Genomic DNA, 11,786 nt, shown 5'->3' on the forward strand with positions numbered 1-11,786 from the left:
ATCTACGATAATTTCTGTAAAATCTTTTCATGTGTGTTCTGTTTGATTACCATTTCATCAAACGATCGCTAAAGTTACTTAGTAAAACAGCAATATTCTCTCCTACGCTACACCATAGCCTGTATACGGACGTTTGTAGGGCGGATGCAATCCCAAGACAATATCTTCCTTTGAAACCCCCATCTCTACTAATGCTTGAGCAATATCTAGCTCCGTCGTATTGCGCTGAATCCAAATCTTACTATCTTTGATATCCACATGGATAAAACAGTTATAGACTCGCTTGAGTCCTTCCCAACCAACATCCAGTAATTGATAATGGTTATGTTCTGTATCAAAAACTAACTGACACTCAACATCTGGGTTACTATTTTCCATAGATGCTTGTTCAGTTAGCAAGTTACGGATGCATTGGCGGTAGTATTCTATTCTCTCCATTCAATGACCTCCTCTTTAATTGGATCGTAGACAACGAGCTTTAGTTGGTAAAACTTGACCGCTTCTCGAACAAACAGTTCTTGAAAGAACGTATTAAAAGTATCAAAAGGTACTGCTAGATAAAGCGTCCTGTCTGGTTCTTTCATTTGCAAGGCAAGCCGATAGTTGAGAAATTGTCCCAAAGCTACGTGAAAGTCAGTAATTGCCGAAGTACTTAGAAAACTTTTTACTTCGACTGCGATTTTTCGCCCTGCTTTCTCAGCTCCTAATATCTTTTCTGCTGCTAAGTCAATCTCAAACTTCACACCTTCAATCTTGATTATGAAGCATCCAAGCGTAACTATCACTTTTTCTCTCGCCTTTAAGAAGTTATTAGAAAGCAACCCAATAGCATCCGATTTGATTCGCGTTTCTGCCTTTTTAGCACCGGATGCGATTCCCGAAGAAATTTTTACTCTTGGTGGGACTCAATTGGGGGAAAATCTCAGCCGATTGGCAAACAACCCCCTGGATTTTGTCAAAGTCATGGCAGAAGCGGGACGGTTTTCATTGATTTACCGCAACCCAATTCGTAAAACTTTTGATATTCACAGCTTAGTGCAGTTCGTGTTAAGAGCCGAGATGGATGAGGACAGCCGCCGTCTTTGGGCAGAAAGGAGCGTGTGTGCGATCGCACAAGTCTTCCCTGAAGCTGAATATGCAAATTGGGGAGTCTACGAAAGACTTTTACCCCATGCTAGAGTTACAATTCATTGGATTTCTCAGTGTCAATTTGAGTCAGAAACAGCCGCTGTGTTACTGAGTTGGACTGGCTACTACTTGAAAGAACGCGGTCGGTACTCGGAAGCGGAACCACTGTTACAAGAAGCATTGCAACTTTATCAACGCTTGCTTCCAGAAGAGCATCTCGATGTCACTGCCAGTTACAACAACTTGGCAGAACTGTACCATTCCCAAGGAAGTTACAGCAAAGCGGAACCACTGTACATTAAAGCATTGCAACTAACGCAACGCTTGTTGAGAGAAGAGCATCCCTATGTCGCCACCAGTTACAACAACTTGGCTAATCTCTACAATTCCCAAGGAAGGTATAGCGAAGCCGAACCACTGTTTCAAAAAGCATTGCAACTCACGCAACGCTTGCTTGGTGAAGAGCATCCCTATGTTGCTACCAGTTACAACAACTTGGCTAATCTCTACAATTCCCAAGGAAGGTACAGCGAAGCCGAACCACTGTTTCAAAAAGCATTGCAACTAACGCAACGCTTGCTCGGAGAAGAGCATCCCGATGTCGCCACCAGTTACAACAACTTGGCTAATCTCTACAGATCCCAAGGAAGGTACAGCGAAGCCGAACCACTGTTCCAAAAAGCATTGGAAATTGCTTCAAAAAGTTTAGGGGTGAATCACCATACCACAGCTACTATTCTTGCAAATCTAAAATCTTTGCGCGATCGCGATGCTTAACGCTATAATTATAGAAATAGCACCAAATAATTTGATTGAATGTTGGGTTTCGTTCCTCAACCCAACCTACCAAATCATTACGCAACTTCTACGGTATTTTGGGTGGTTGCATAAGAATTCATCTATATCGAATCCTTGGCTAATAAACATTTGCGCGATCGCAATTTGAGATTCTGGTGTTAGGTTTGTACTGCTGATTTCATGACCTGCAAATTTAAAGGTTAGTTCTCCTGATGATCGCTCCAATCGGGACGTTGCTTGACTACCTTAAGAGCAATATTGGCAATACGTTCCTTACCAGCTTGGTGTAGGGGAAGAGGCTTGAGAACTTCGCCTTGGGTGCGGTACAACTGCTCTTCCCAGTATCTATATCGTTTCCCGGTCTCTTGAGGTACAAATTTATCCGCGTCCATCCGCGTTCATCTGCGGTTAATTATTTTTTTATCAAACTCTTGTGTAAGAAAATCGGGAATCGCCAAAGGATATTTCCCTAGTTCGGTTATCTCCGGTTTGGCAATACCAAGCCAACAACGCAAAAGCTGAAACTTATCTTCTGTTAAGTAATAAGTCGCCAACTCACAGTCTTGAAACTTTTGCTGCCATACCTTCTCTAAAGGACAGCACTCTCGTGGAACTCGAAGTGTTAACCATGTGGCAAGATGAGTGATGGAAGGTTCTCCAAGCCAAACTTCCTCATGACCCATGACATCCACAAGTAAATATGTAATAGGATTTTCTTGAGGATAAGAATCAAGCCTGGTGACAAGAGCCAGTATTTGTTTGTCAGTCCACTCCTGAGGTAAAGGTAAAGAGCCAAACAAACTTTGCAAGCGCAACCTGGGATTCGACTTAATCTCCGTCACCTCATCCATTCTATTCCAGACCTGCAACCATTCCACAGCCCAATCACACAAACGCTTACTTTTAACCCACCAAGGAGAACCACTCACACCAAAAGATCGCATCCACTCCAGTTCAGTTACGATCGCAGTATAACCAGCAGGAACCTCATACAACCCCGTAGGATCAAGAACTATCGGCTTCTCCCCATTAACCGCATTCCCAACAGAAAACTCAAACAAAGAAATACTCCCCTCACTCCTCCCCTCTCTTACCTCCGCGTCCTCTGCGCCTAGAAAGTTCATTCTCCCAACATCCAACAAACCAATCCCCGCCAAAAATTCCTCCGCCGAAGAAAAACGCTTGGATCTTTGAGGAGCGATCGCACGCATCAGCAATTTTACCAATTCTTCATCCAAATCCTCACAACCTTCCACATCACGAGGGTCTCGCGGTAACTTCCCCCTAGGAGGCTGAAATTCATCAAAAGGATAACAACCCGTCACACATTCATAAAAAACCATACCCAAAGCATACAAATCCCGGTCTACTTTCTCCTCCAAAGTTAAATTCGATGTCAACTTGCGATCGGGAGGTAAATAGCGACGAGTTCCAACCCCAACACTCATCTCATCACCCTCAGACAGCGCCACATTAAAATCAATAATTCGCACACCCGTATCCGTCACCAACAGATTAGAAGGCTTAATATCTTGATGGCAAACCTTATACTTGTGCAAGTGAGATAAACCAGTAGCAGTTTGTAAGACAATCTCAACAGCTTTTTCTATAGAGATCGCTTTGGTTTCGATAAGATGTTGAACATCTTGACCTTCGACATACTCAAAAACAATAAAAGGAGTCTCATCCTTTAATTGACCAGCCCAAATCACCTCTACTATATAAGGATGTTTGGGAACTTTTTGCAAAGTCTTATACTCCTGTTGTAACCTCTCGTAAACCGAACGTCTATACTTTCGTGACCAACTTCAAAACTCGTTCAACCTCCCCCAAAGTCTCAAAGACATGGTATGCTACACCAAAGCTACCGGGACGACCCAAGCGTTTGATAATTCGGTAACGGCGATCGATAATCGTATCCGGAGGAAGGTTAGTTATATCCAACCCTTCCAAAGAAGATTCTTCCACAGGAATCGGGTTCGACATCAAAGAAGAGAGTTCCCGCAGTGCTACAGCAGCATCAGGAAAGCGATCTTGAGGCGCAAAAGCACAAAGCTTCTGCAACCAGACATCCCAAGCAGGAGAGAGTTCGGGATTTCGTTCCGAAGGTTTGACAGGAAACCGAGCATTCTCATCGCAAATTTGATTCGCATCTTCAAAAGCTGAAACCCCCGTCAGCAAAGTGTAGAAAACCAGCCCAGCAGAGAAAAGATCCGAGCGATCGCTAGCTTGAGAAGGGTCATTTTGACATTCCACCGCTTGGTAAACAGCATACTCTGTTAAATCTTCCGCAATCTCATCAGCAATAGTACTCGTGCGATTGGGAACGCGAGCATAATCAAAACCCGTCAAACTCGCTTGTCCGTCAGCAGAAATTAAAATACTATCAGGAGTAATATTGCGGTGAATCACCCCGTGTTTGTGGACGTGTTCCAAAGCCAGGAGAACATCCCGGATAATAGAAAATTTCTGTTCGAGATCCAGATTGTGCTTTTTAACGTGTTGGCTGAGAACTTGACCTGGTACATCATCAATCACCAACACAACACAATCATCAGTATTGCTAACAAAATAATCCCGTACTGGTAATATATTGGGATGATGCTTAATCTTATCAACCGCCAGAAAAGCAGTACAAATTAGCTTTAGCTGTGCTTTCCTTTCAAGAGGTTCTAACAAGGGGTCAACCGTGTAAACCCGCAAACGTACCGTACAGTCAGCAGTCCCCATCGTTTGATGTGTTGCACGGTATTCAGTATAGCGGTCATTGCCTCCCAATTTTTCCTCAACTTGCCAATGTAAATAAAAACGAGGAGAAGATTTTGGCTGAGATTTTCCACGAATCGCTAGTTCCACAAATTTGACATAGGGCTTGATAATCCTCAACCTTTGGGGTGGAACACAAGCAGCGCTTTGAAAGTAGTCAAGACAGCGTTTATCAAGATAAGTCACATGGTCGCCATCTTTATCACCATTATCAATGACTTGCACGTCATCAGAAGTCATCAGCACAGCCGCTTGGATGTGAACCCTACTCAAATTCTGCTGCAATGCGCGGTTGGTATCACAGATCGCGCTACTGAGAACTTTAGCGTGTTTTCTTAATTTCTTCAGAGGCGATGAGTAAGGCTGGTGATTCTCCAGATACCAATGTCGGTCATCAATTTCAATACGCCCGCGCCAGTGCTTAATATCAACGACATAAACACAGTGAGGTGCTATTATAATCAAGTCTATCTCAAAAATTTCCACACCTTGTTTAATTTCCAAGTTGGCAAAAATTTTGTAAGAATTAGGCAAATGACCGCGCAGATAGCTAAGCGCCATCCGTTCCGATTCGTTTTCCGGTTCACCAAAGGGAAAGTATTCAGCTGGCATTACAATTTCTCCTTTATAAGTAAGTCAAGGATGTAGGTTGGGTTGAGGAACGAAACCCAACATTTAATCAAATTGTTAGGTGTCATCTAATCAAATTATTGGGTATCATGTAATCAAATTATTGGGTGTCACTTCGTTCTATCCGACCCACACAATACATTTGGCGATTTAAGATTTACTTTATAAATGACCTCTTATTTCCGCATAGATACTTCTTCAAAAAAATTGCGTTCGCAAAGCGCAAGCCGTACCCGGCTTATCGCACTTAGCTCCCTTTCCGCCCGAAGATTACTTATTTAAATGAACCGCAAAGACGCAAAGAGCAAGGGAGTAAGAGGAGAAGAAGATCGGTAATCTTATAGCGGGAAGGGAGTAGTTAATTTCAAGGGTGAGCCTGTAACATCGGATGTACCGATTTTCATTAATTGCGGAACTGAACAGAAAAAGAGAAATAACGTCTCGGTTGGTAGCATATTTCAAAGTAACCCGTGAGCCAAACAAAATTGTGCATCTAGTTAATAGCTTAATTGCACAAACAGTATATTGTCCACCTGCGGTTAATTACTCCCCTTCCGCCATAAGATTACCGATCTTCTTCTCCTCTTACTCCCTTGCTCTTTGCGTCTTTGCGGTTCATTTAAATAAGTAATCTTCAAGCGGGATAGGAGTCTTCATTTTAAATATCCTTCTAACTTCTTCAGCAGACCTTCTTGTTTCCTACGCGGAAGACCTTCAAATAAAGTAATAATTTTACTCTCCGTATCCCGACCTTCAATTTCCACACAAAGATTAACAATCCGTTCTAAAGTTTGCCTTTGTTCCAGTTCTAAAATGCGTTCGTATTGATATTTCTCCTGAAGAATGCGCTTGTGCAAATTATTAGCTGCTGTAAGTTTTTCCGATGCATCAGCACACTTTTCCAATCGCTTAAACTGAATTTGCAAGTTATCCAACCACCTTTTTACAGAATCTCTCTCCTTCTCAATATAGCTCTGCTTTCTTCGCAGAAGATGCTGTTGTAATTGTTGGGTTTTCTGTCGAAAACGTTCTCTATTATGTAATTTAAGCTGTTCCTTAGCAAGAGTTTCCAAAGCGCGATCGCAGGCTCCAACTGATTCGCTTTGCTCGTACAGATTTTCCCAAGAGCGAAGCTGTTCTATGTCTTCTGCAACTAAATTGATTTCGGTTTGCAGTTTTTGATAGGTAGCGTATTCTGTAGATTCTTTAAAGACAAAATCCAGCTTAGCATACTCCTCTCGCAGGTGATTTATTTGTTGTGCTGTTTCGACTTGAGACAAGCGATCGCGCAATTTTTGAAGATTATTTTTATCCTCTAATATCTTGTTGCTAAATTGCTGAACCCGCGTATTTATCTCCTCCATCAATGGCTTTGGTGAATTCAAATTATTTTGCAAACTTGTCACAGCACGAATTGCTTCTTCACAAAGATAAATTGTGTTTGCTTTTTGTAAAGTATACTGGCGAATAGAATCCATCGTTTGGCTATCTTGCTGGTTTTCTATATTTTGAGATGTTTCTGCTGCTTTTTCTTCTGTCTCCCTTTGCAGGATAATATTATCAAGACGTTCTACAAGAGTATTTAATCTTTGTCTGCTTTCATCATTAAAGCGGTTTAATTGACTGTGGATGCTCTGACTTAACTGTACGGCTTGAAGAAGTGACATACTGGGAGAAAATTGAGTTTCCCAAGCGGTAATTTGTGCGAGAAGAGAATTTTGTTTCTCCTCCAAAGATTGGATGATATTTCTATACTGACTTGTTTCTCTAACAGCCGGAACACCCAGCACTAAAGCTTCAATTTGAGATTGGAGATCGCTATACTCGCTTTGAGTTGCGATAAGCTGGGTACAGCTTACGCTTCGCGAACGCACTTAGACTGTTATAACGACTGTTTATGCTTTCCAAGCAATGATTAACTTTTGTTTGCTCTTCGATTTCTGCTAACCTCATATTGGATGTTTGAATGGCCCTTTGTAAAGTTTCTAAAAACCGAGAAGGTAAACTAGGAACTAATTGAATTCGCTCTATCAATCTTTGGAGATTGTCCTTATACGCTCCACACTCAACTTGCGTACTTAAGGATTCACCACGGACTTTTTCCGCTTCCAGAAATCGTCCTATTGTCTCGATAACTGCTTGCTGGACTTCTCCACGCTTTGTTGTTTGTTGTGCTGTCAAACGGATAGATAATCCATCCTCCGCGATCGTCGATAACGGTTCATGCAATGCAGAACAAATCGGTAACAAACTCTCAACATCTGTTTGTGTAATATTTTTTGTTTGAAGTAAATTCTCTGCTTGCATGACAGGTTTCATCTGTTCATTAAGTTGTTCTACTCCTTTCTTCAATTTTGCTTGCTCTTCAGTTCGGAAACTTTTGCAGGGTCTGGTGGGTTGACGAGGTAGTTGTCAATATCTTGAATGAATTGCTGTGTTTGTTCCCAATCAAGGGAACTGGGGACTTCAGGGTAAGCAATAGGCTGACGGCGAATTAAAAAAGTTTTGCCGTTTTTAATCCAGGTATTAACAAACACTTTGGGTCTATCGAAAACATTTGTTGAAGCCCAAGTTTTAATGGGTTCCGTCCGTATCAACACTGTATCCGTTTTTTTCTGAGGAATACCAAAGCGACCTTTGAGGATAACTTCCGCATGATGGTAAGCCAACCAAGCAGCAAATAAAATGGTAAATGTGTACTCGTTGTGTCCGTAGGGAGGACTTGAGAGGGTTTGCCAAATTTTGATAATCTCAACAGTTTGCTCTGGTTTGTCACCTAAGTCTGTTATCTCGGAGATTTTATCCCAAGCGGCTTTGATATTGCGATGGGTTGGAACAACGACAGAATAGTGTTGAGACGTTGTTTTGAGCAACCTCCAAGAATTCATAAAGATGTCAACAACAGTACTATAACTCTTGTTAGGAAAGATTGAACGCAGGTCGTTTTCTAGCAAGCGTTTGGACACGTAGCCGATAATTTCAGAACCGGCTGTACTCTTCCGCGCCATTTTATCGCTTCGCTCGACTGGAGGAGCATAGGGATAGAGTTCCTGAAGGACTGCGCTAACAATGGGAGAGAGGTGATTGCGATCGCGTGGAGGAATTTTGTCCTCAATATAACAGTGATACGAACAGGATTTGAATATGTCTGAGGTGATGTCTTGAATTTGCTTTTGATATTGCTGCTTGAGTTGAGACACTGCTTTGTCAAACTCTGGAAACGATTTTTTCTCAAGCACTAAGTTTTCCCTTAGCAGTTGCGCTAGTTTCTCTATAGGTTGAGAGGTCATAGCAACCACAACTTGACGTTTAATTGGGGAATGTTCTAATAGTTGGGAAACTTCATTCTTGAGGGCTAGTAACTCTTCAGTGGTTTCACCAATGACATAAGCGACGATACCAGATGCGTCTAGTGACTGAATATTTTGTACGCTTGAGAGAGCTTGTTTGAATTTGGCGACACTAAAAACCTTGTTTTGGAAACGCCAATCTTCACTCCACAGACGATTCGACTCAATAAACTGAGTGGGTGTGGTATCGTTACTAATGTAGGATTGGCAGTGAATTTCTACTTGTGCGTTCGCGAAGCGCAAGCCGTGGCTTATCGCAGCAGGCTTATTACCCGTTTCTTCTTTAATGCGTCTTTTTAACTCATCAATGCCAAATCCACTGGAGAAAAAACTATAGGTATTGTCTGCTTCATTGAGAAAAATGACTTCTCGTATTTGACAAAGCTTATCTAAGGCTGTCCTAACTGCTGGAGCAGACAATCCCGTTAGCAAGCTTAAAATTTCTTCATGTCTTTCACGATCCGATTTGGTCAACTTACCACGACTGGCGTAGAATAGCAGCAAAGCTTTTAAGACCAACATTTCATTGCGATCGGCATCAGCAGACGCTTTCACCTTAGTAGCAGAGTTATTGTAATTTGAATACAGTGAGGAATATTCTGAATTAGCTTCAGGATTGGCAAAATTACTTTCAAAAGCATCAACCAAAGCAACAGGATAAATAAGATTGAGACTACCATTATTTTCCACAGCTTGTTCTTGAATAAACCTTTTCACATCTTCTTGAACAAACTGGATAGCAGTACGCCCCTGAGTAAAATCTAAGTTACACAGCAAATAAGAAGTGAGGGGATGAAGTGGGTAGCAACCAACACCGACATTCCGGAAAAACTGTTCATCTGTCCAGTTCCGGTTTTGATAATAGTTAGCAGTACGGCTTTGGAAAATCTTTGTATTAGTAGCAAGTAATGTACTGCGCCACTTGCTGAAAAATTCTTGCCATGCTGCTGTTTTCTCTTGCTGAGTGAGTAAACCATTTAAAACCAATTCCAAACTCGCCGCCGGTTCGTAAGTGCTGGGAAGCAGTTCCAGTCGGGAAACCAATCTATTGTAATCTTCATCATTTTTTAATGGTCTGACTCTTCCCGGTCTTCTTTGAGTTAAACTGAGGAGAGCAATTTTTCCTTTGAACCTTTCACAAACATTAGTGATATTTTGAAGTGCAGTACTACCAGCCCGAACTGGGTCGCTCGCCCACAGTTGCAGATAATTATAAAGTTCATCAAATAGAATTAAAATCCCTTGGAAGCGCGGTTTTGTACCCGTACATAAGTTAGTAATTAAATTGGAAAGGATTGCTTCTATATCAACATTTGTTTCAAAATCTAGTGGTATACCCGTCCGCGTCAGCTTGCGGCTAATTTCTTTAACAAGGGAAATCACCTCATAGTTATCATCCCTAAGAAGCTGTATAATGGTATGAATATCACCCTCAGGGTTCCCCAACTCTGAGAGATATTCCTCAGCTTCCTGACGTTGTTCTGGAGTTAAGTTTTCCAGATACTCAAGAGGTAGCCGACAAATTTGTTGACCTAAAGAACTCACAATTCCTTCTGCTTCTAAAGTTATTTTCACAGCTTTGAGGAAATGCTTGTGGAGGTCTATAGATTTGTCACCACTTAGACAAATGACCAAATTTCTACCACGTTGTTTGTATTGTTTCAAATCCTCTAAAATAGGGCTGTTAGCAGAAGTGACGTATTCAATCTGCTGTAAAACACCCCGTACTTCTTCACTGTCATAGGGTTTCTGAAAAAAGTTAGCAACTGCTAGAGCAAAGTGAGATTTTCCTTTACCATAATCCTGCACCATTAAGTGAACATTTGGCTCACTTGGACTGTGAAAGCTATTCCTTAAAGCCCTCAACACACCCACTGTAGTGGAATTTATCTTTTTGGGATCGGATTCATAGTTAAATACAAAACCCTGACACAAACGCAAATTTTTATCCCTGTCCTCCATGAGATCAAAAGTGACAGCATTGGCGACAAGGGCGGTTTCATTGATTTTTACAAGTTGGTTGAGGAGCATAGAAAATGGGGAGTGGGGAGTGGGGAATAGGGACTGAGGACTAGGGAATGGGTCTGTGCTTTCTTCTTTGCGACGCCAGATGCTTCAACGGGGGGCTTTGGGGTCCCCTTTGGGGTTGGGGGGAAACCCCCGCAACGCACTGGCTCGTCTTTGCGCCTTTGCGTGAGAAATATCTCAAATACGCAAGATGCGGCTATCATCCCAGTTAGGAGGAGTTAATTTACTAGGTAGTAAAATCCAAAGGATGCTTTGTAAATGTCTTGTGTAAAAAAGGTTTTGCCAGAATAGAGTAATTGGACTGTCCGATCGCACGCGCAAATAAGTAATCAGACAATCCAAGTCTTTCAGAAGCACGACGGGATTGGAAGTGTTGGCGCACATCGCTTTGATAGCATCCAGTTCTCTCTCCAGCCAAAGATGCAGGGTGAGGAAATTTTCAGCATCAATACGGTTAAGGAGATGGGTGCGGTAACTAATAACTTCAGCGTTCTCTCGGTAGGCTAATGCTTTGAGTTCTGGGTTGGAGGGGGTGTCCCATAGGAGTAAGTGAGGGCGATCGCTTAGTTGTGCTTCTCGCAATTTTAAATCGTCAATTGGCATAAGCTTTTTCCAGCACCCATAGAAAGTCAGACCAACTGTGAGATAAAAAATCGCAGAGGTGCAGAGTCCGCAGAGAGAGTGGGAATCGAGGCATGAATATACAAATACAGTTAATAATGTATAAATTATATCTTAAAAAAAGAAATTGCCATCCTGCTTAAGAAGCTCAAAGAATCCCATAGCATCTATAAGAGATGATTTATAAAGTAAACATTAAGACATCGTAGGTTGGGTTGAGGAACGAAACCCAACATTTCATCGAATTATTGGGATCGTTGAGTTCTACCCAACCCACACAATACATTTGGCAATTTAAGATTTACTTTATAAATGACCTCTAAGAAAACAGTAAATATAAATTAGACCTCTTTCTGCGTCCGTCTGCGTACACTGCGGTTCAACTACTAGCTTCAACTTAGACACTTATACCAATTGAGGAGATTCTGCTGAAGTTGTTGATAAGATGAGATTTGTGACGGAAAA

At 41.8% G+C, this 11,786-nt stretch carries 9 protein-coding genes and 3 pseudogenes; 3 read left to right on the plus strand and 9 right to left on the minus strand.

Features of this window, described 5'->3' with window-relative positions; all coding sequences use genetic code 11:
- Nucleotides 1-102: 102 nt before the first annotated feature.
- Together ACKTT2_RS20860 and ACKTT2_RS20865 are read right to left on the minus strand one after the other, a co-directional pair.
- Complete coding sequence (locus tag ACKTT2_RS20860) at nt 103-438, minus strand: XisI protein (protein ID WP_407890361.1); 336 nt, start codon at nt 436-438, stop codon at nt 103-105.
- Entirely contained in the window at nt 426-827 is a 402-nt protein-coding gene (locus ACKTT2_RS20865) for an element excision factor XisH family protein (RefSeq protein WP_407890382.1), read from the minus strand. Before ACKTT2_RS20865 ends, ACKTT2_RS20860 begins: the two co-directional genes overlap by 13 nt.
- Between ACKTT2_RS20865 and ACKTT2_RS52350 the strand changes: the two are divergent.
- Nucleotides 760-1,062, plus strand: a pseudogene (locus ACKTT2_RS52350) (DUF7779 domain-containing protein); the annotation flags it as partial. The gene ACKTT2_RS20865 and the pseudogene ACKTT2_RS52350 overlap by 68 nt on opposite strands.
- Nucleotides 1,060-1,905, plus strand: coding sequence for a tetratricopeptide repeat protein (locus ACKTT2_RS20870; protein ID WP_407890383.1), 846 nt, complete (start codon nt 1,060-1,062; stop codon nt 1,903-1,905). The pseudogene ACKTT2_RS52350 and the gene ACKTT2_RS20870, both read left to right, overlap by 3 nt.
- Before the next feature lie 221 nt (nt 1,906-2,126).
- Here ACKTT2_RS20870 and ACKTT2_RS20875 read toward each other — a convergent pair whose 3' ends face one another.
- The 3 genes and pseudogenes from ACKTT2_RS20875 to mads6 all read right to left on the minus strand — a co-directional run bounded on the left by ACKTT2_RS20875 (nt 2,127) and on the right by mads6 (nt 5,304).
- On the minus strand, nt 2,127-2,318 hold the full coding sequence (locus ACKTT2_RS20875) for a hypothetical protein (RefSeq protein WP_407890362.1): 192 nt from the start codon (nt 2,316-2,318) through the stop codon (nt 2,127-2,129).
- Nucleotides 2,319-2,324: 6 nt separating this feature from the next.
- A pseudogene (locus ACKTT2_RS20880) lies at nt 2,325-3,704 on the minus strand (serine/threonine protein kinase); the annotation flags it as partial.
- Nucleotides 3,705-3,714: 10 nt separating this feature from the next.
- Entirely contained in the window at nt 3,715-5,304 is a 1,590-nt protein-coding gene (gene mads6 / locus ACKTT2_RS20885) for a methylation-associated defense system protein kinase MAD6 (protein WP_407890363.1), read from the minus strand.
- A gap of 372 nt (nt 5,305-5,676) precedes the next feature.
- Between mads6 and ACKTT2_RS52355 the strand changes: the two are divergent.
- Nucleotides 5,677-5,848, plus strand: a pseudogene (locus tag ACKTT2_RS52355) (transposase); the annotation flags it as partial.
- Nucleotides 5,849-5,975: 127 nt separating this feature from the next.
- Here ACKTT2_RS52355 and ACKTT2_RS20890 read toward each other — a convergent pair.
- From ACKTT2_RS20890 to ACKTT2_RS20905, 4 genes are all read right to left on the minus strand, one after another.
- Nucleotides 5,976-7,196, minus strand: coding sequence for a hypothetical protein (locus ACKTT2_RS20890; protein ID WP_407890364.1), 1,221 nt, complete (start codon nt 7,194-7,196; stop codon nt 5,976-5,978).
- Nucleotides 7,141-7,674 (minus strand): hypothetical protein, encoded by a 534-nt coding sequence (locus ACKTT2_RS20895; RefSeq protein WP_407890365.1) that lies wholly within the window; start codon nt 7,672-7,674, stop codon nt 7,141-7,143. Before ACKTT2_RS20895 ends, ACKTT2_RS20890 begins: the two co-directional genes overlap by 56 nt.
- A complete protein-coding gene (locus tag ACKTT2_RS20900; protein ID WP_407890366.1) occupies nt 7,671-10,703 on the minus strand; it encodes a hypothetical protein in 3,033 nt (1,010 codons plus the stop codon). The genes ACKTT2_RS20895 and ACKTT2_RS20900 overlap by 4 nt, the downstream gene beginning before the upstream one ends.
- 174 nt (nt 10,704-10,877) lie before the next feature.
- Entirely contained in the window at nt 10,878-11,303 is a 426-nt protein-coding gene (locus tag ACKTT2_RS20905; protein ID WP_407890367.1) for a hypothetical protein, read from the minus strand.
- Between the last annotated feature and the right edge of the window lie 483 nt (nt 11,304-11,786).

This window comes from Scytonema hankhaensis NUACC26 (assembly GCF_045865695.1).
Lineage (GTDB): Bacteria > Cyanobacteriota > Cyanobacteriia > Cyanobacteriales > Nostocaceae > Scytonema.

Bases quoted from the DNA above. Each gene is read 5' to 3' on its own strand.
- ACKTT2_RS20860 (WP_407890361.1), bottom strand. From the start codon at position 438: ATGGAGAGAATAGAATACTACCGCCAATGCATCCGTAACTTGCTAACT.
- ACKTT2_RS20870 (WP_407890383.1), top strand. From the start codon at position 1,060: ATGGATGAGGACAGCCGCCGTCTTTGGGCAGAAAGGAGCGTGTGTGCG.
- ACKTT2_RS20875 (WP_407890362.1), bottom strand. From the start codon at position 2,318: ATGGACGCGGATAAATTTGTACCTCAAGAGACCGGGAAACGATATAGA.
- mads6 (WP_407890363.1), bottom strand. From the start codon at position 5,304: ATGCCAGCTGAATACTTTCCCTTTGGTGAACCGGAAAACGAATCGGAA.
- ACKTT2_RS20900 (WP_407890366.1), bottom strand. From the start codon at position 10,703: ATGCTCCTCAACCAACTTGTAAAAATCAATGAAACCGCCCTTGTCGCC.
- ACKTT2_RS20905 (WP_407890367.1), bottom strand. From the start codon at position 11,303: ATGCCAATTGACGATTTAAAATTGCGAGAAGCACAACTAAGCGATCGC.